We start from the raw sequence: 19,135 nt of genomic DNA on the forward strand, positions 1-19,135 counted from the left end.
CCGCCCTTGGGGAGCCTGGAGGCGCCGTGCATCTCGACCACACGCCCGAACAGCAGCGGCTGCGCAGCGAACTGCGCGCCTACTTCGCGCGACTGGTACCCGACCACGCATACGAGCGCTACGCCGAACCGGCCGCGCAGAAGCGGTTCTACCGCGAGACCATCCGCCGCCTCGGCGCCGACGGCTGGCTCGGTGTGGGCTGGCCCACCGAGTACGGCGGGCGCGGCATGACCGCGACGGACCAGTTCATCTTCTTCGACGAGGCCGCGCAGGCCGGCGTACCGCTGCCCCTGATGGCCCTCAACACGGTCGGCCCGACCCTGATGCGGTACGGCACCGACGAGCAGAAGGCGTACTTCCTGCCGCGCGTCCTGTCCGGCGAGATCGACTTCGCGATCGGCTACAGCGAGCCCGAGGCCGGCACCGACCTGGCCGCGCTGAAGACCCGGGCCGTACGGGACGGCGACACCTACGTCGTCAACGGGCAGAAGATCTGGACCACCAACGGCGACACCGCGGACTGGGTGTGGCTGGCGACGCGCACCGACCCCGGGGCCCCGCCGCACAAGGGCATCACCATGCTCCTCGTACCGACGTCCGACCCCGGCTACTCCTGCACCGTCATCAGGACGCTCGCCTCCCACGACACCACGGCCAGCTACTACGAGGACATCCGCGTCCCCGTCTCCCGCCGGGTCGGCGAGGAGAACCAGGGCTGGCGGCTGATCACCAACCAGCTCAACCACGAGCGCGTCACCCTCGCTGCGCACGGCACCATGGCGATCCGCGCCCTGCACGACGTGCAGCACTGGGCGATGGAGACCAAGCTCGCCGACGGACGCCGCGTCGTCGACCTGCCCTGGGTGCGCCGGCGCCTCGCTCAGACGCACACCAGACTGGACGCGCTCAGGCTGATGAACTGGCGGATGGTGACCGCCGTCGAGGACGGCACGCTCACCCCCCAGGACGCCTCCGCGGTCAAGGTCTACGGCTCCGAGGCCCGCCGGGACGCCTACGCCTGGCTCATGGAGATCGCCGGCGCCGCCGGACCGCTGAAGGAGACCTCGGCGGGCGCCGTCCTGCACGGCGAACTGGAACGCGGCTACCGCTCGGCGGTCATCTTCACCTTCGGCGGCGGCAACAACGAGATCCAGCGCGAGATCATCTCCTGGATCGGCCTGGGCATGCCCCGCGTAAGACGCTGACCCGCGTGCCCGGTCAGGGTGACCTCTCGCGCGACACGGCATGACCGGTTCGTCCAGGTCATGGCCGCCGCCGCCGACGTACCCCTGCCGGCATGTCTCCTGTGGCTCCCGGCGCTCTTCCCAAGGGGACAAGCGACCGCCGGGAGCGAGGAGCAGGCCGACCGGACGTAGGCTGGGCTGCCGAATGCCGTCGGCTTCACCGCGGTTTGGGGAGGGGGCCACGTGCCAGTTCCTGTGCCTGTTCACACCGCCGACCGGGGCGATCCAGGGCTGTTCACGCCGGGCTCCGTGACCTGGCAGATGCACGGCGACCCCATGATGTGGGTCGCCGGTGTTCGTGCCCTCTACCTCCAGGCCCTGCACCCGCGCGCGGTCCGCGGCGTCATGCAGAACTCCGACTTCCGCGGCGACGCCTGGGGCCGGCTCAGGCGCACCGCGAACTTCGTCGGCACGATCACCTACGGCACCACCGAGGCCGCCGAGCGCGCCGGCGCCCGGGTCCGCAGGATCCACCGCCTGTTGACGGCCACGGACCCCGCCACCGGCGAACGGTACGGCATCGACGACCCCGCGCTGCTGCTGTGGGTGCACTGCGCCGAGATCGACTCCTACCTGCACGTCCTGCGCCGCTCCGGCTACCCGCTCACCGACGCCGCCGCGGACCGGTACGTCCGTGAACAACGGGCCGGCGCCCGCCTGGTGGGTCTCGACTCCGACACCGTACCGGCGGACCGGGCCGCACTGGCCGCCTACTTCGAGGAGGTGCGGCCGGAACTGACCGCCGGGCCGGAGGCGCGCGAGGTCGACGACTTCCTGCGCCGCCCGCCGGTCCACCCGCTCCTCGTACCGGCCCGCGAGGTGCTGTGGCGGCACGTGGCGCACCTGGCGTACGCCTCGCTGCCGCCGTACGCCCACGCGTTGTACGGCAGACCGGCCCCCGCACCCGCCGCCGTGACCCGTGACCTGCGGACCACCGGGGCCGTGCTGCGCCTGGTCCCCGCCCACCTGCGGTGGCAGCTCCCGCCCAAGCACATCCTGCGGGCCATGGCGAGGCTCGGCCCGGCCGCGCGGCCTGCACCCCACAAGATCCACGGAAGCCAGAAATCTGACTGAGCGTCAGAAAAACTCTTCCCTCGTCCCGCCTCCTGCGGCATCCTGCGCCCATGCAGACGGAGCTGAGCGAGCAACTGGGGATCGAGCACGCCGTCTTCGGCTTCACGCCGTTCCCGGCCGTCGCCGCGGCCATCAGCCGGGCCGGCGGCTTCGGCGTGCTCGGCGCGGTCCGCTACACCGCTCCCGACGACCTGAAACGCGACCTCGACTGGATGGACGCGCACACCGGGGGCCGGCCCTACGGGCTGGACGTGGTCATGCCCGCCAAGAAGGTCGACGGCGTCACCGAGGCCGACGTGGAGGCGATGATCCCCGAGGGGCACCGCCGGTTCGTCCGCGACACCCTCGCCCGGTACGGGGTGCCCGAGCTGCCCGAGGGCGAGGCGTCCGGGTGGCGCATCACCGGCTGGATGGAACAGGTCGCCCGGAGCCAGCTCGACGTCGCCTTCGACCACCCGATCAAGCTGCTGGCCAACGCCCTCGGCTCGCCGCCCGCCGACGTCGTCGCCCGCGCCCACGACCAGGGCGTCCTGGTCGCCGCGCTCGCGGGCAGCGCCCGGCACGCCCGCAAGCACCAGCAGGCGGGCATCGACATCGTCGTCGCCCAGGGCTACGAGGCCGGCGGCCACACCGGGGAGATCGCCACCATGGTGCTCACCCCCGAGGTCGTCGACGCCGTCACCCCGCTGCCCGTTCTGGCGGCCGGCGGGATCGGCAGCGGACGGCAGGTCGCCGCCGCGCTCGCCCTCGGCGCCCAGGGCGTCTGGCTGGGCTCCCTGTGGCTCACCGTCACCGAGGCCGACCTGCACTCACCCGCCGTCACCCGCAAGCTCCTCGCCGCCGGTTCCGGCGACACCGTCCGCTCCCGCGCCCTGACCGGCAAGCCCGCCCGGCAGCTGCGCACCGAGTGGACGGACGCCTGGGACGACCCGGACGGCCCCGGCACCCTGCCCATGCCACTGCAGGGACTGCTGGTCGCCGAGGCGCTCTCCCGTATCCAGAAGTACGAGGTCGACCCGCTGCTCGGGACGCCGGTGGGCCAGATCGTCGGCCGGATGACGAGCGAACGCTCCGTCCAGGCCGTCTTCGACGACCTCACGCGCGGCTTCGAGCGAGCAGTCGACCGCGTCCACCGCATCGCCGGAAGGAGCGGCCAGTCGTGAGCACCCCCGCGAACACACCCCCCGCAGGATTCTGGGCGCAGGCCACCGCCGACCCGGACCGCCCGGTCCTCGTCGCCCCCGACGGCGAGGAGTGGACCGCCGGACGGCTGCACGCGGCCGCCAACCAACTCGTCCACGGCCTGCGGGCCGCCGGACTGGAGCGCGGCGACGCCTTCGCCGTCGTCCTGCCCAACGGCGTCGAGTTCCTCACCGCCTATCTGGCCGCCAGCCAGGCCGGGTTCTACCTCGTCCCGGTCAACCACCACCTCGTCGGCCCCGAGATCGCCTGGATCGTGGCCGACTCCGGCGCCAAGGTGCTCATCGCCCACGAACGCTTCGCCGCCTCCGCCCGGCACGCCGCCGATGAGGCCCGCCTGCCCGCCACGCACCGGTACGCGGTCGGCGCCGCCGAGGGCTTCCGGCCGTACGACGCACTCCTCGACGGACAGTCCGGCTCGGCACCGGCCGACCGCACGCTCGGCTGGGTCATGAACTACACCTCCGGTACGACGGGCCGCCCCCGCGGCATCCGCCGCCCGCTGCCCGGCAAGGCCCCCGAGGAGGCCTACCTGGGCGGATTCCTCGGCATCTTCGGCATCCGCCCGTTCGACGGCAACGTCCACCTGGTCTGCTCGCCGCTCTACCACACGGCCGTCCTGCAGTTCGCGGGCGCGTCCCTGCACATCGGGCACCGCCTCGTGCTCATGGACAAGTGGACGCCCGAGGACATGCTCCGCCGCATCGACGCCCACCGGTGCACGCACACGCACATGGTCCCCACCCAGTTCCACCGCCTCCTCGCCCTCCCCGACGACGTCAAGCGCCGCTACGACGTCACGTCCATGCGGCACGCCATCCACGGCGCCGCCCCCTGCCCCGACCACGTCAAGCGGGCCATGATCGACTGGTGGGGGACGTGCGTCGAGGAGTACTACGCGGCCAGCGAGGGCGGCGGCGCCTTCGCCACCGCCGAGGACTGGCTGAAGAAACCCGGCACGGTCGGCAAGGCCTGGCCCATCAGCGAACTCGCCGTCTTCGACGACGACGGCAACGCGCTGCCACCGGGGCAACTCGGCACCGTCTACATGAAGATGAGCACCGGCGGCTTCTCGTACCACAAGGACGAGGCCAAGACCCGCAAGAACCGCATCGGCGACTACTTCACCGTCGGCGACCTCGGCTGCCTCGACGAGGACGGCTACCTCTTCCTCCGCGACCGCAAGATCGACATGATCATCTCCGGCGGGGTCAACATCTACCCGGCCGAGATAGAGTCCGCGCTGCTCGCCCACCCCGCCGTCGCCGACGCCGCCGCCTTCGGCATCCCGCACGACGACTGGGGCGAGGAGGTCAAGGCCGTCGTCGAACCCGCCCCCGGACACGAGCCCGGACCCGACCTCGCCGCCGCCCTCCTCGGCCACTGCGCCGAGCGCCTCGCCGGCTACAAGCGGCCCAGGAGCGTCGACTTCGTGACCGAGATGCCCCGCGACCCCAACGGCAAGCTCTACAAACGGCGGCTCCGGGATCCGTACTGGGAGGGACGCACCCGGCAGGTGTGAGCCGGTTCTTGACCTGATCGTCCGCCGGGCCGAGGATCGGCTGTCATGACGCTGACGCAGGGACACGGCAGCACGGTCGACGGAGTGCTGCGGCGCAGCGCCCGCCGCACCCCGGCACGGGCAGCGCTGGAGTACCGCGAGCGCACCTGGACGTACGAGGAACTCGACGACGCCGTCTCCCGTGCGGCCGGGCTGCTGCGCGCCGAGGGCCTCGCGCCCGGCGACCGGGTCGGCGCCTACGGCCACAACTCCGACGCCTATCTGATCGCCTTCCTCGCCTGCGCCCGTGCCGGCCTGGTCCACGTGCCGGTCAACCAGAACCTGACCGGCGAGGACCTGGCGTACATCGTGCGCCAGTCCGGCAGCGCACTGGTGCTCGCCGACCCGGACATCGCCGGCCGACTGCCGGACGGGGTACGGGTGATGCCGCTGCGGGACACCGAGGACTCGTTCCTCGCCCGGCTGGCCGTCACGGAGCCGTACGACGGGCCCGAGCCGCGCGCCGAGGACCTGGTGCAGCTGCTCTACACCTCCGGCACCACCGCCCTGCCCAAGGGCGCGATGATGACCCACCGGGCCCTGGTCCACGAGTACCTGAGCGCCATCACCGCCCTCGACCTGAGCGCGGGGGACCGGCCGGTGCACGCGCTGCCCCTGTACCACTCGGCGCAGACCCACGTGTTCCTGCTGCCGTACCTCGCCGTCGGCGCGACCAACATCATCCTGGACGCACCCGACGGGGACCGGCTGTTCGAGCTGATCGAGGCGGGCCGGGCGGACAGCCTGTTCGCCCCGCCCACCGTGTGGATCGCCCTGGCCGGAAGGCTCGACTTCGCCACCCGGAACCTGGACGGGCTGCGCAAGGCCTACTACGGCGCGTCGATCATGCCCGTGCCGGTACTGCGCCGGCTGCGCGAGCGGTTGCCGGAACTCGCCTTCTACAACTGCTTCGGGCAGAGCGAGATCGGTCCGCTGGCCACCGTCCTCGGACCGGACGAGCACGAGGGCCGCCTGGACTCCTGCGGCCGCACCGTGCTGTTCGTGGACGCCCGCGTGGTCGACGAGAACGGGGCGGAGGCGCCGGCCGGCACACCCGGTGAGATCGTCTACCGCTCCCCGCAGCTGTGCGAGGGCTACTGGGACAAGCCCGAGGAGACCGAGGAGGCCTTCCGCGACGGCTGGTTCCACTCCGGCGACCTCGCGGTACGGGACGCCGACGGCTACTTCACCGTCGTCGACCGCGTGAAGGACGTCATCAACTCCGGGGGCGTGCTGGTCGCCTCCCGGCAGGTCGAGGACGCCCTCTACACCCACGAGGCGGTCGCCGAGGCCGCCGTGATCGGCCTGCCCGACGAACGCTGGATCGAGGCGGTCACAGCGGTCGTCGTCCCCCGCGGCGAGGTGACGGAGGAGCAGCTCATCACGCACGTACGGGAGAAGCTCGCGCCGTTCAAAGCACCCAAGCGGGTACTGCTCGTCGAGGAACTGCCCCGCAACGCCAGCGGCAAGATCCTGAAGCGTGAGCTGCGGGACCGGTTCGGGGGCCCGGAACAAGCCTAGCCCGGCTTCTGAACCCAGGGCCCGGCGGTGCGCCCCGAAGGGCGCGGGGAACTGCGCGACCAGCCCCCACCGGCCCGCAGTCAAGGACCGGCATCAGCCCTGCGCTCAGCGCCCCCGCAAGTCGACGATGCGCCGAATCTTCCCCACCGACCGCTCCAGCGTCTCCGGCTCGACGATCTCCACCGTCACGGACACGCCGACCCCGTCCTTCACGCCGGCGGCGATCGCCCGCGCAGCGGCCTCCCGGTCCTTTGGGCTCGCGCCGGGGCGGGCCTCCGCGCGCACGGTGAGCGCGTCGAGGCGGCCCTCCCGGGTGAGGCGGAGCTGGAAGTGCGGCGCGACGGCGGGCGTGCGCAGCACGATCTCCTCGATCTGGGTCGGGAACAGGTTGACCCCGCGCAGGATCACCATGTCGTCGCTGCGCCCGGTGACCTTCTCCATCCGCCGGAACACCCGCGCCGTGCCGGGCAGCAGCCGGGTCAGGTCCCGGGTGCGGTACCGGATCACCGGCATGGCCTCCTTGGTGAGCGAGGTGAACACCAGCTCACCCTGCTCGCCCTCCGGCAGCACCTCGCCGGTGATCGGGTCGACGATCTCCGGGTAGAAGTGGTCCTCCCACACGTGGAGTCCGTCCTTGGTCTCCACACACTCCTGGGCGACGCCCGGGCCCATCACCTCGGACAGGCCGTAGATGTCGACGGCGTCGATGCCGAACCGCTCCTCGATCTCCCGGCGCATCTCCTCGGTCCACGGCTCGGCCCCGAAGACACCCACCTTCAGCGAGGTGCTCCGCGGGTCCACGCCCTGCCGCTCGAACTCGTCCAGGAGCGTGAGCATGTAGGAGGGCGTGACCATGATGACCTGCGGGCCGAGGTCCTGGATCAGCTGGACCTGCCGTGCGGTCATGCCGCCGGACGCGGGGATGACGGTACAGCCGAGGCGCTCGGCGCCGTAGTGGGCGCCGAGGCCGCCGGTGAAGAGTCCGTAGCCGTACGCCACGTGCACCGTGTCGCCGGGGCGCGCGCCGGCCGCCCGCAGGGACCGCGCCACCATGTCGGACCACACGGACAGGTCACCGTCCGTGTAGCCGACCACCGTGGGACGGCCCGTGGTGCCGCTGGAGGCGTGGAGGCGGCGGATCCGGTCACGGGGGACGGCGAACATGCCGTACGGGTAGTTCTCCCGCAGATCGGCCTTGGTGGTGAACGGGAACAGGCTCAGGTCGGTCAGGGAACGGCAGTCCTCGGGGCGCACTCCCGCCTTGTCGAAGGCCTCCCGGTAGAACGGCACGTTCGCGTACGCGTGCCGCAGTGAGCCCCGCAGGCGCTCCAGCTGCAGCGCCCGCAGCTCCTCCGCACCGAGCCGCTCACCCGCATCGAGCAGATCCGCCGCATCCGCCATGGGGACGTCTCCCTCACCAATCGCGCATTCCGGACGACCGATCATTCGGTCGTGCCTCTCGGGGCCAGTAATTCAGGCCGGACGGTGTTCAGGCAAGAGGGAGGCCGGATTTTCCCCGGCCGGCCCGCGCGGTCAGGGGCGGCAAAGGCGTTGCGGCCGGGCCGGACCAGAATGCAAGATCGGCGGCATGACCAGCTTCCTCGCACCTGACGGCACCCGGCTCGCGTGTCACCTGAGGGGGGTGGGGGAGCCGCTGCTCGTGCTGCCCGGCGGACCCATGCGGGCCACGGAGTACCTCGGTGACCTGGGCGGGACGGTCGCACACCGCCGGCTGTCCCTGCTCGACCTGCGCGGTACCGGTGGTTCCGAGGTGCCCTCGGACCCGGCGACGTACCGCTGCGACCGGATGGTCGAGGACGTCGAGGCGTGGCGGGTCCACCTGGGGCTGGAACGGATCGATCTGCTGGCCCACTCGGCGGGCGCGTGCCTGGCGACGCTGTACGCGGCGCGGTATCCGAAGCGGATCCGGCGGCTGGTCCTGGTCACCCCCAATCCCTCGGCCCTGGGCATCCGCACGACGCCCGAGGACCGGCTCGCCGCCGCCCGGCTGCGCAAGGGCGAGCCGTGGTTCGCGGAGGCGTTTCCGGCCTTCGAGGCCTGGCTGTGCGGCGAGGGGGACTTCGACGACGTGTTCCTGCCGTTCTTCTACGGCCGCTGGGACGAGACCGCCCGCGCGCACACCGACGCCGAGGTCGGGCAGACCAACGAGGAGGCCGGCGACCGGTACTTCGGTGAGGGCGCGTTCAGCCCGGACGTGACCCGGGCCGCCCTGGCCGCCCTCACCGCGCCGGTCCTCGTGTACGCCGGGGAACTGGACGGGGGGCCCACGCCGGAGCTCGCCCGCCGCGCCGCCGAGGCGTTCCCGGGCGCCGAGTGTGTCGTACAGCCGGGTGCCGGACACTATCCCTGGCTGGACGACCCGGAGTGGTTCGTCAGCCGGGTCGTCGGCTTCCTCGACCGGGGTTCCGAAGAGCCCCGGTGACCTCAGGACTGGGCCCGCACCGCCACCTCGCGGGCCCAGCGGTAGTCCGCCTTGCCGCTGGGGGAGCGCTGGATGGCGTCCGTGATGACCAGCTGGCGAGGGATCTTGTAGCCGGCGAGCCGGGTGCGGCAGTGGTCCTGGATGTCGGCCAGCGAGGGCAGCCCCGCGCCGCTGCGCAGCTGCACGACTGCCGCCACATGGTTGCCCCACCTCGTGTCCGGCACCCCGGCGACCAGCGCGTCGTACACGTCCGGGTGGGCCTTGAGGGCCTGCTCGACCTCCTCCGGGTACACCTTCTCGCCGCCGGTGTTGATGCACTGCGAGCCGCGCCCGAGGACCGTGACCACGCCCTCCTCGTCCACCGTCGCCATGTCACCCAGCAGCACCCAGCGCTGCCCGCCCCGCTCGAAGAACGTCTCGGCGGTTTTCCGCGGGTCGTTGTAGTAGCCGAGCGGGACGTGCCCGCACTGGGCGACCCGGCCGGTCTCGCCCACGGCGACCGGCGCGTGCGTCGCCGGATCGACCACCTGGGTCCGGGAGTTGACCCGGATGCGGAAGCCCCGTTCGGGCCCGGAGTCGTCGGTCGCCGTGCCGTTGAAACCGGATTCGGAGGAGCCGAAGTTGTTCAGCAGCATGGCGTTCGGGACCAGTTCCCGGAACTGCCGGCGCACGGTCTCCGACATGACGGCGCCCGAGGAGGACACGCTGAACAGCGCGGAGCAGTCCGTGCCCTTCAGGGGGCCGGCCAGTGCGTCGATCAGCGGGCGGAGCATCGCGTCGCCGACCAGGGACATGCTGGTCACCCGTTCCCGCTCGACGGTCCGCAGCACCTCCTCGGGGACGAACTTGCGGTGCAGCACGACCCGTTGCCCGAAGTTGAAGCCGATGAACGCGGTGAGCGTCGACGTGCCGTGCATCAGCGGGGGGACGGGGAAGAAGGTGATCCCGGACCCGCCCGCCGCGACCCGCTCGGCCAGCTCGCCGGGCGTCCTCACCGGCTCTCCCGTCGGCGCCCCGCCGCCCAGGCCCGCGAAGAACAGGTCCTCCTGCCGCCACATCACGCCCTTCGGCATGCCCGTGGTGCCGCCGGTGTAGATGATGAACTGGTCGTTGCCCGACCGGGGGGCGAAGCCCCGCCCCGCCGAACCGGACGCCTCCGCCTCGGCGAACGGCACCGCGCCCGGCACCTCCACGGGCTCCGCGCCGGGCCCGGCCACCGGCCGCCCCGCCCCGACCCGCACCAGGTGCCGCAGCTTCGGCGCCCGGGGCAGCGCCGCGGCCACCCGGTCGGAGAACTCCGCGTCGAAGACCAGCGCCACCAGATCGGCGTCCCGGTAGAGGTACACCAACTCCTCTTCGACATACCGGTAGTTGACGTTCACCGGCACGACCCGCGCCTTCAGGCACGCCAGCACCGTCTGCAGGTACTCGACACCGTTGTACAGGTGCAGGCCCAGATGCTCACCGGGCCGGATGCCGCTGTCGATCAGGTGGTGGGCGATCCGGTCGGCGGCCGCGTCCAGCTCCGCGTAGGTCAGGCGGCGTTCCGCGCCGGTGCCGGGATGGTCGAGGTACACGAGCGCCTCGCGGTCCGGCACCGCGTCGGCCACCGACTCGAACAGGTCGGCAAGGTTGTACTCCACCGTTCCTCCTGGACCCCGGGCGTACGTACCTGACAGCTGTCGTCTCACCGTCGTCAGAGCGTCATCAGAGCAAAGGGCACGGCAACTGTGAAGGGTCCGCGCCAAGAAATCTGACTGACTGTCAGAAAACCCTTGAAGTGCCCACCCGCCTACTGCAACCTGTTCTCGTTCTCGTTCTTGTCGTCGAGGGGAGTTGGCCCATGGGCGGGACGGAACACCTCACCGTGCGGCGCGAGGGCGCCACCCTGGTGCTGACGCTCAACCGGCCCGAGGCCAGGAACGCGCTGTCGCTGCCGATGCTCGTCGGTCTCCACGACGGCTGGATCGAGGCCGACGCGGACGACACGGTCCGCTCCATCGTCCTCACCGGCGCCGGTGGCGCCTTCTGCGCCGGAATGGACCTCAAGGCCCTGGCCGGCGGCTCCATGGCCGGACAGCAGTACCGGGACCGCCTCAAGGCCGATCCCGACCTGCACTGGAAGGCCATGCTCCGCCACCACCGACCCCGAAAACCGGTCATCGCCGCCGTCGAGGGCCACTGCGTCGCGGGCGGTACCGAGATCCTCCAGGGCACCGACATCCGCGTCGCCGGCGAGTCGGCGACCTTCGGCCTGTACGAGGTCAGACGCGGCCTCTTCCCGATCGGCGGCTCCACCGTCCGGCTGCCACGCCAGATCCCGCGCACCCACGCCCTGGAGATGCTGCTCACCGGCCGCCCCTACACCGCCCGCCAGGCGGCCGGCATCGGGCTGATCGGGCACGTCGTCCCCGACGGCACCGCCCTCGACGGGGCCCTGGAGATCGCCGAACGGATCAACGCCTGCGGTCCGCTCGCCGTCGAGGCCGTCAAGGCGTCCGTGTACGAGACCGCCGAGCTGACCGAGGCCGAGGGCCTCGCCGCCGAACTCGCCCGCGGCTGGCCGATCTTCGACACCGCCGACGCCAAGGAAGGCGCCCGCGCCTTCGCCGAGAAGCGGCCCCCCGTCTACAAGCGCGCCTGACCCCGAGGAGCAACCGTGCCCGAAGTCCTCAAAGCGCCGCTCGTCCTCGAATTCCCCTTCACCCGCTCCCTCGGCCCCGTCCAGAGCGCCTTCCTCACCGGCCTGCGCGAACGCGTCGTCCTCGGGGTGCGCGCCACGGACGGACGCGTCCTCGTCCCGCCCGTCGAGTACGACCCGGTCACCGCCGACGAGATCCGCGACCTCGTCGAGGTCGCCCCCACCGGCACCGTCACCACCTGGGCCTGGAACCCCGCCCCGCGCCGTGGCCAGCCCCTCACCACCCCGTTCGCCTGGGTCCTGGTCCGGCTCGACGGCGCCGACACCGCCCTGCTGCACGCCCTCGACGCCCCCGGCCCCGACGCGGTGCACACCGGCATGCGGGTCCGCGTCCGCTGGGCGGGTGAGCGCACCGGCGCCATCACCGACATCGCCTGCTTCGAACCGTACGACGGCGAACCCGCCCAAGTCGCCGGTCACAGCGGAGCGTTCGACGACCCGGTCACCGGGATCGTCGCGCCCGCCCGGCTCGACTACACCTACTCGCCCGGCCGCGCCCAGTCCGCCTACCTCCACGCCCTCGCCGAACGCCGCACCGTCGGCGAGCGCTGCCCCGTCTGCCGCAAGGTGTACGTCCCGCCCCGCGGCGCCTGCCCGACCTGCGGGGTCGCCACCGTCGAACAGGTCGAGGTCGGCCCCCTGGGCACCGTCACCACCTTCTGCATCGTCAACATCAAGGCGAAGAACCTCGACATCGAAGTCCCCTACGTCTACGCGCACATCGCCCTCGACGGCGCCGGCCTTGCCCTGCACGGACGCATCGGCGGCATCCCCTACGACCAGGTCCGCATGGGCCTGCGCGTCGAACCCGTGTGGACCGACGGCGCCCGCTACCCCGACCACTACCGGCCCACCGGCGAACCCGACGCGGACTACGACACCTACAAGGAGCTGCTGTGACCCGGGACATCGCCGTCGTGGCCTTCGCCCGGACCGGCCTTCGCGACACCGGCGAGGACACCTCCGAGGTGGAGATGCTCATGCCGGTGCTGCACGAGGTCCTGGCCCGCACCGGCCTGCGCACCGCCGACATCGGCTTCACCTGCTCCGGGTCCAGCGACTACCTGGCCGGCCGCGCCTTCTCCTTCACCATGGCCCTCGACGGCGTCGGCGCCTGGCCGCCCATCTCCGAGTCCCACGTCGAGATGGACGGCGCCTGGGCGTTGTACGAGGCGTGGACCAAACTGCTCTCCGGGGACGCCGACACCGCCCTCGTCTACTCCTACGGCAAGTCCACGCCCGGCTCCGTGCGGGACGTGCTGACCCGGCAACTCGACCCGTACTACGTAGCGCCCCTGTGGCCCGACTCCGTCGCCCTGGCCGCGCTCCAGGCGCAGGCCCTCATCGACGCCGGGGACACCGACGAGGCCGCGCTCGCCGCCGTCGGCGCCCGCAGCCGCGCCGCCGCCGACTCGGCTGTCCCGCAAAAGAGTTCACTGGGTGACTACGTCGTACGGCCGCTGCGCACCGGCGACTGCCCGCCCGTCGGTGACGGCGCCGCCGCCGTGATCCTCGCGGCCGGGGACCGCGCCCGCGCCCTGTGCGAGCGGCCAGCCTGGATCCGGGGCATCGACCACCGCATCGAGGCCCACGCGCTCGGCGTCCGCGATCTCACCGACTCGCCGTCCAGCCGCCTGGCCGCAGAGAAGGCCGGCGCCTTCGAACGGCCCGTCGACACCGCCGAGCTGCACGCCCCCTTCAGCGCGCAGGAGGTCGTGCTCCGCAAGGCGCTCCGGCTCGGCGACGGCGTGCGTGTGAACCCGTCCGGCGGCGCGCTCGCCGCCAACCCCGTCATGGCCGCCGGCCTCGCCCGGATCGGCGAGGCCGCCGCCCGCATCCACCGCGGCGAGTCCGGCCGGGCGCTCGCCCACGCGACCTCCGGACCCTGCCTCCAGCAGAACCTGGTCGCCGTACTCGAAGGGGATCCGCGATGAGCAAGGAGCCCGTGGCCGTCACCGGGATCGGCCAGACCAAGCACGTCGCCGCCCGCCGGGACGTCTCCATCGCCGGGCTCGTCCGCGAGGCAGCCCTGCGCGCCCTGGACGACGCCGAGCTGACGTGGGCCGACATCGACGCCGTGGTCATCGGCAAGGCCCCCGACTTCTTCGAGGGCGTCATGATGCCCGAGCTGTACCTCGCCGACGCGCTCGGCGCCGTCGGCAAGCCGATGCTCCGCGTGCACACCGCCGGTTCGGTCGGCGGCTCCACCTCCCTCGTCGCCGCCAACCTGATCGCCGCCCGCGTCCACCGCACCGTGCTCACCCTCGCCTTCGAGAAACAGTCCGAGTCCAACGCCATGTGGGGACTGTCCCTGCCCATCCCCTTCCAGCAGCCCCTGCTGGCCGGGGCGGGCGGCTTCTTCGCCCCGCACGTGCGCGCCTACATGCGGCGCAGCGGCGCCCCCGACACCGTCGGCTCCCTCGTCGCCCACAAGGACCGGCGCAACGCCCTGAAGAACCCCTACGCCCACCTCCACGAGCACGACCTCACCCTGGAACAGGTCCAGGCATCGCCCATGCTGTGGGACCCCATCCGCTACTCCGAGACCTGCCCGTCCTCCGACGGCGCCTGCGCCATGGTCCTCACCGACCGCGCCGGGGCCGCCCGCGCGCCCCGGCCGCCCGCCTGGATGCTCGGCGGCGCCATGCGCAGCGAACCCACCCTGTTCGCGGGGAAGGACTTCGTCTCCCCGCAGGCCGGCAAGGACTGCGCCGCCGACGTCTACCGGCAGGCCGGCATCGCCGACCCGCGCCGGGACATCGACGCCGTCGAGATGTACGTGCCGTTCTCCTGGTACGAACCCATGTGGCTGGAGAACCTGGGCTTCGCCGAGGAGGGCGAGGGCTGGAAGCTCACCGAGTCCGGCGTCACCGCACTCGACGGCGACCTCCCCGTCAACATGTCCGGCGGTGTGCTGTCCACCAACCCGATCGGTGCCTCCGGCATGATCCGCTTCGCCGAGGCCGCCCTCCAGGTGCGCGGGCTGGCCGGGGAACACCAGGTCGACGGTGCCCGCAGGGTGCTCGGACACGCCTACGGCGGCGGATCGCAGTTCTTCTCCATGTGGCTGGTGGGGTCCGAGCCTCCCGACTCCTGACGGCCCGGCAGACTGTCCCTCCCAGGTGGCCTGTCGGCGTTCGTGACCGGTCGCTAGGCTGACCGCGGACGACGAACCGGGAGGAGCAGGGACGTGGCCGAGAGCATCACCCAGCGGCAGCCGCTCGCGGACTGGGACAAGCCGGAGCTGGACCTCAGCGGGGCCGAGTGGCAGTCCAGCAGCCGAGGTCTGGGCGATGTCCAGATCGCCTTCGTCGAGGGATTCATCGCGATGCGCAACAGCGGCAGCCCGGACAGCCCCTCCATCGTCTTCACGCCCGCCGAGTGGGGCGCCTTCGTCTCCGGCGCGCGGGAGGGCGAGTTCGACCTGACCTGACCTGACTCGCCGCGGCCCGCCCCCGCCCGCACCGGAAACGGAACGGGAGCCGAACCGGGGGTGTTCCGCGCCGATTTCCGGACACGCGACCAGCACAGCCCTCCCGGGGCCGACGCCTGAGCCAGGCTGACCCCGCAAGGGGGTGGGCAGGTCGTATTCCGGAGGTGAGGAACATGAACGCCGCACCGGTCGTCGCCGCGGTCGACGGGTCGGACGACAGTCTGCGCGCCCTGGAGTGGGCCCTGGACGCGGCCCGCCGGCGCGTGGCACCGCTGCGCGTGGTGCACGTACGGCAGTACGCCGCCTGGGGGCAGACCGACGTCCTGGTCGCCGGGCCACCCGACGCGGGCGGGGACGACGTGCTCGACGAGGTGCGCGACCTGCTGCGCGACCGTGCGGACCCGGCGGCCTTGGAGTACGTCGCCCAGGAAGGCGTGCCCGGTGCCGTGCTGCCCGAACTCGGGGCGGAGGCACAGCTGCTGGTCCTCGGCTCACGCGGGCGCGGCGGCTTCGCCAGCCTGCTCCTCGGCTCCAACTCGCTGGCCGCCGCACGCGACGCCGAGTGCCCGGTGGTCGTCGTGCCCCGGCCCGGCCGCGAGGTGCACGGGACCGGACCCGACGAGCCCGGGCCCCGGGTGGTCGTCGGCCTGCACGCCGACAGCCCCGACGAGGCGACGCTCGCCTTCGCGTTCGCCGAGGCGGCCCTGCGCGGCGCCCGGGTCCAGGTGATCGCCGCCTACCCGTGGCCGGTGCAGACCTGGAGCGCGCCAGGCCAGCTGGTGGCGCCCCTCGCCGACCAGGAGACCATCGAGCACGAGACCCTGGCCCTCGCCGACGGCTTCCTCGCCCCGCACCGCGAACGCCACCCGGACCTCCGCGCCGACGTCCAGGCCCTGCCCGGCGACGCCGCCGGCCATCTCGTCGCCGCCTCCCGGGACGCCGACCTGGTCGTCGTGGGCCGCCATCGCCGCCGGCTGCTCGCCCCGGCCCGCATGATGGGCTCCGTCACCCAGGCGGTCCTGCTGCATGCCGCGAGCCCGGTCGCGGTCGTACCACCGGCGCCGCCGGAGGAGTGAACGCGCGGACGGACCGGCCCGGCGGGCCGACGCCGGCGGGCGGTGCGCAGCAGCGCTGCCCGTGGGCCGCCTCGCGCGGGCGGGGCACGTACCATGGCCGCATGTCGTTCCTCCGCCGCCGTAGCGCCACCCCCGCCGGACCCGAGTTCGATGTGCTGGCCATGGACCCGGGCGACTGGCCGGGCAACCTCGGCGCGGGCCTGCTGCCCGCCCCCGACGGCTCCTGCCAGGGCGTCTTCCTGCGCTACGACCTCTTCGGCGGCCGCGGCCCCGCCATGATCATCGGCAACCTCCCCGAGGGCTCCCCGGCCCGCGACACCGACGAGGGCGAGATCCCCTTCGAGGTCGGCCAGCTGCTGCTGGCCCTGGAGAACGACGAGGAGGTCACCGTCGTCGGCGTCGAGGACACCCCCGTGCTGCAGGGCGACAACCTCCTGATCGTCCGCCGTCTGAAGCTCTCCGAGAGCCGCATCTCCTGCGTGCAGTTCGACCGCAGCGACGGCGTCCTCGTGACCATCGCCGCCTGGGACCGCCCCATCACCGACGACCTGTACGCCCTGCTGAAGCCGCTCCCGGCGGAGCTGTTCCAGCAGGGCTGAGGCCCACCGGCCACTAGTGCCCCGACGTCTCCAGCCGGACGTCGGCGGCGCGGACGAACTCCACCCGGTGGCCGTACTGGATCTCGTAGTACAGGTCCTGGCCGATCACGACCCGGTGCGAGTCGGTGGTGAAGGTGACCGCGTAGTAGTACTCGCCGGGCACCTCGTCACCGACCGCGTACCGCTGACCGGCCGGGATCGTGTACGGCAGTGGGACCACCGACTGCGCGGGCACCCCGGCCGGGTAGGCCTCCTTCTCCGGGTACGCGCGCCCGTACACCGGCACACTGGCCAGTCCGTCCCTCGGGGTGACGACGAGACCCGAGGCCGGCACGGCGGTCCGCTGTCCGCGCGGGTTCTCGAACCAGGCCTTCTGGCCCAGGTACCAGATCGCCGTCCAGTCGCCCCAGCGGTCGGCCACCGCGTACTGCTGGCCGGTGGAGACCCGCGAGGACAGGTCGTTGACCCCGTCGGTCGGTGACGTGCCCAGACCGATGTCCTTGATCAGCGGCGCGTTCACGTCGTGGTCGGAGTACAGCCGGACCTCGCTCGACCCGTGCGCCGGGCAGGTGTCGCCCTTGGTCTTGCAGCTCGAGTAGACCGGCTGGTTGTCCGCGTAGTCCGGCAGGATCGTCACCATGCCGGAGCGCGGACCGGCCGTGGGGTGGAAGGGCCGGCCCAGCAGCTGGAAGTAGTGCGCCCAGTCCCAGTACGGCCCCGGGTCCGTGTGCATGCCCGGGATGGTCGAGGTGGTCGGGCCGGGCACGTTGTCGTGGCCCAGGATGTGCTGCCGGTCCAGCGGGATGTCGTACCGGTGGGCCAGGTAGCGCACCAGCCGCGCCGACGAGCGGTACATCGCCTCCGTGTACCAGGCGTCCGGGTCGACGAGGAAACCCTCGTGCTCGATGCCGACGGAGCGGGCGTTGATGTCCCAGTTGCCGGCGTGCCAGGCCACGTCCTTCGCCTTGACGTGCTGGGCGATCAGCCCGTCGGTGGAGCGGATCGTGTAGTTCCAGGACACGTACGTCGGGTCCTGGACCAGGTTCAGCACCCCGTCCCAGGTGCCCTCCGTGTCATGGATGACGATGTACTTGATCGCCTGTGATCCCGGCCGGTCGCCGAGGTCGTGGTTGCCGTAGTCGTCGTTGCCGAACTGCGAGTACGGCGCCGGGATCCACTCGCAGGACACCGACCGCGGGCACTCGGTGTCCCCGGCCGGCGGGGTGCGCAGCCCGGTCCGCTTCAGCAGCGAGGTGTCCGCCTTCAGACCGGGCTGCGCCGCGAGCGCGACCAGCTGGCCGTCGTCGGTGGTGCGTTCCTCACCCGTGTGGAGCACGTCGTAGACGTCGTTCGCGTACGCCGCCGCGGTCGCCGTGTCGTCGGCGCCGGAGAAGCGGGCCACCGCCCCGTACCAGTCCGCCGGGTCGGCGCTGAGCGGCTCACCGAGCTGCTTCTGGGCGGCGGCGAGCAGCGCGGCGCCGCCGACCACGTTCTTCGCGGGGTCGGTGCGCAGCTCCCCGACGGGGATGCCGGTCAGCTCCGCGGCCTTGGTGAGCGTCTTCAGCCGGGCCGGGAGCGCGGATTCCTTCGGTGCCGTGGCCCGCGGGTGCAGGGCGGGGCGTGAGCTGTCGCCGCGGGCGTCCTCGCTGCCCGTGGACAGGTGCTCGGTCGCGGCGAGCGCGGCGCGGGCGTCGGTGAGGTGCATCGGGCCGTAGCCGCCGATGACACTGGGCGCCCCGTGGTGCGTGTTCCAGCGGGACTGCAGGTAGGAGACGGCCAGCAGGACGCTCTGCGGCACGTGGTACTCGGCGGCGGCACCGGCGAACGCGTGCTGGAGCCGGCCGGTGGAGGAGCCCGTGGCGGACTCGGGGGCGCCCTGGGACGGTGCGGCGCCCAGCAGCGGGAACAGCAGCGCGGCCGACGCGACGGCCACCGCCGTCCTGCGGGTGCGTCTGCTGCCGGGGGCGGGCCTGGGGTCGGTGGCGGATCCTCGCAATGCGGCCTCCTGAGGCGGATGGGCGTGGCGGTGCGTACGGAGCCGAGCGTGGGTCAGTGGTACCGGCTCGCCGACGTTCCGTCAATCATGCCTTCGGGCAGGCGATTTCCCTTGTCACACACCCGGCGCGGGAGTTTCGCGGCGGCGCTGTCCGGGCCTGCGGGGCGGCAGTGGTGTAGACCAATAAGTGGGATGGGGAGTCGTACGTACGGAGATCCGCGGTGGACCCCCGGCTGAGCGCCGCGCTCGCCGCCTGGGCCGAGGACCGCACCGCCGTCGCGCCGGTC

16 protein-coding genes are annotated in these 19,135 nt (G+C 72.5%); 13 read left to right on the plus strand and 3 right to left on the minus strand.

Annotated elements, in window-relative coordinates; all coding sequences use genetic code 11:
- Positions 1 to 26 precede the first annotated feature (26 nt).
- From ABZ854_RS30175 to ABZ854_RS30195, 5 genes are all read left to right on the plus strand, one after another.
- A complete protein-coding gene (locus ABZ854_RS30175) occupies positions 27 to 1,205 on the plus strand; it encodes an acyl-CoA dehydrogenase family protein (RefSeq protein ID WP_361216966.1) in 1,179 nt (392 codons plus the stop codon).
- A 300-nt stretch (positions 1,206 to 1,505) separates the two neighbouring features.
- The gene (locus tag ABZ854_RS30180) at positions 1,506 to 2,318 is read left to right on the plus strand and encodes an oxygenase MpaB family protein (RefSeq protein WP_361217018.1); all 813 of its coding nucleotides are present in this window, start codon (positions 1,506 to 1,508) and stop codon (positions 2,316 to 2,318) included.
- 50 nt (positions 2,319 to 2,368) lie between these two features.
- Positions 2,369 to 3,481 (plus strand): nitronate monooxygenase family protein, encoded by a 1,113-nt coding sequence (locus ABZ854_RS30185; RefSeq protein ID WP_361216969.1) that lies wholly within the window; start codon positions 2,369 to 2,371, stop codon positions 3,479 to 3,481.
- Positions 3,478 to 5,040 (plus strand): acyl-CoA synthetase, encoded by a 1,563-nt coding sequence (locus tag ABZ854_RS30190; protein WP_361216972.1) that lies wholly within the window; start codon positions 3,478 to 3,480, stop codon positions 5,038 to 5,040. Before ABZ854_RS30185 ends, ABZ854_RS30190 begins: the two co-directional genes overlap by 4 nt.
- A 45-nt stretch (positions 5,041 to 5,085) precedes the next feature.
- Entirely contained in the window at positions 5,086 to 6,600 is a 1,515-nt protein-coding gene (locus tag ABZ854_RS30195; protein WP_361216975.1) for an acyl-CoA synthetase, read from the plus strand.
- A gap of 105 nt (positions 6,601 to 6,705) precedes the next feature.
- Here the strand turns inward: ABZ854_RS30195 and paaK are convergent, their stop codons facing one another.
- Complete coding sequence (gene paaK / locus ABZ854_RS30200; protein WP_361216978.1) at positions 6,706 to 8,001, minus strand: phenylacetate--CoA ligase PaaK; 1,296 nt, start codon at positions 7,999 to 8,001, stop codon at positions 6,706 to 6,708.
- Positions 8,002 to 8,188: 187 nt separating this feature from the next.
- On the opposite strand from paaK, the gene ABZ854_RS30205 reads away from it, so the two are divergent.
- On the plus strand, positions 8,189 to 9,043 hold the full coding sequence (locus ABZ854_RS30205; protein WP_361216981.1) for an alpha/beta hydrolase: 855 nt from the start codon (positions 8,189 to 8,191) through the stop codon (positions 9,041 to 9,043).
- Between the two features lie 2 nt (positions 9,044 to 9,045).
- On the opposite strand, the gene ABZ854_RS30210 is transcribed toward ABZ854_RS30205, so the two are convergent.
- The gene (locus ABZ854_RS30210) at positions 9,046 to 10,686 is read right to left on the minus strand and encodes an acyl-CoA synthetase (RefSeq protein WP_361216984.1); all 1,641 of its coding nucleotides are present in this window, start codon (positions 10,684 to 10,686) and stop codon (positions 9,046 to 9,048) included.
- Positions 10,687 to 10,886: 200 nt separating this feature from the next.
- Here ABZ854_RS30210 and ABZ854_RS30215 point away from each other — a divergent pair, with 200 nt between their 5' ends.
- From ABZ854_RS30215 to ABZ854_RS30245, 7 genes are all read left to right on the plus strand, one after another.
- Positions 10,887 to 11,687 (plus strand): crotonase/enoyl-CoA hydratase family protein, encoded by an 801-nt coding sequence (locus ABZ854_RS30215; protein WP_361216987.1) that lies wholly within the window; start codon positions 10,887 to 10,889, stop codon positions 11,685 to 11,687.
- Between the two features lie 15 nt (positions 11,688 to 11,702).
- Positions 11,703 to 12,644, plus strand: coding sequence for an OB-fold domain-containing protein (locus tag ABZ854_RS30220; RefSeq protein ID WP_361216991.1), 942 nt, complete (start codon positions 11,703 to 11,705; stop codon positions 12,642 to 12,644).
- Complete coding sequence (locus ABZ854_RS30225; protein WP_361216994.1) at positions 12,641 to 13,678, plus strand: thiolase domain-containing protein; 1,038 nt, start codon at positions 12,641 to 12,643, stop codon at positions 13,676 to 13,678. Before ABZ854_RS30220 ends, ABZ854_RS30225 begins: the two co-directional genes overlap by 4 nt.
- Positions 13,675 to 14,841 carry a thiolase domain-containing protein gene (locus ABZ854_RS30230; RefSeq protein ID WP_361216997.1) on the plus strand — a complete coding sequence of 389 codons (1,167 nt, stop codon included), beginning with the start codon at positions 13,675 to 13,677 and terminating at the stop codon, positions 14,839 to 14,841. Before ABZ854_RS30225 ends, ABZ854_RS30230 begins: the two co-directional genes overlap by 4 nt.
- 93 nt (positions 14,842 to 14,934) lie before the next feature.
- Complete coding sequence (locus ABZ854_RS30235; protein WP_361217000.1) at positions 14,935 to 15,177, plus strand: DUF397 domain-containing protein; 243 nt, start codon at positions 14,935 to 14,937, stop codon at positions 15,175 to 15,177.
- A 173-nt stretch (positions 15,178 to 15,350) separates the two neighbouring features.
- Positions 15,351 to 16,253, plus strand: a complete 903-nt coding sequence (locus ABZ854_RS30240) for a universal stress protein (protein WP_361217003.1) — start codon at positions 15,351 to 15,353, stop codon at positions 16,251 to 16,253.
- Between the two features lie 101 nt (positions 16,254 to 16,354).
- Positions 16,355 to 16,852 (plus strand): hypothetical protein, encoded by a 498-nt coding sequence (locus ABZ854_RS30245; RefSeq protein ID WP_361217006.1) that lies wholly within the window; start codon positions 16,355 to 16,357, stop codon positions 16,850 to 16,852.
- 13 nt (positions 16,853 to 16,865) lie between these two features.
- Here ABZ854_RS30245 and ABZ854_RS30250 read toward each other — a convergent pair whose 3' ends face one another.
- On the minus strand, positions 16,866 to 18,848 hold the full coding sequence (locus tag ABZ854_RS30250; RefSeq protein ID WP_361217009.1) for a peptidoglycan recognition family protein: 1,983 nt from the start codon (positions 18,846 to 18,848) through the stop codon (positions 16,866 to 16,868).
- Positions 18,849 to 19,135 lie beyond the last annotated feature (287 nt).

Source organism: Streptomyces sp. NPDC047028, assembly GCF_040644095.1.
Taxonomy (GTDB): Bacteria; Actinomycetota; Actinomycetes; order Streptomycetales; family Streptomycetaceae; genus Streptomyces.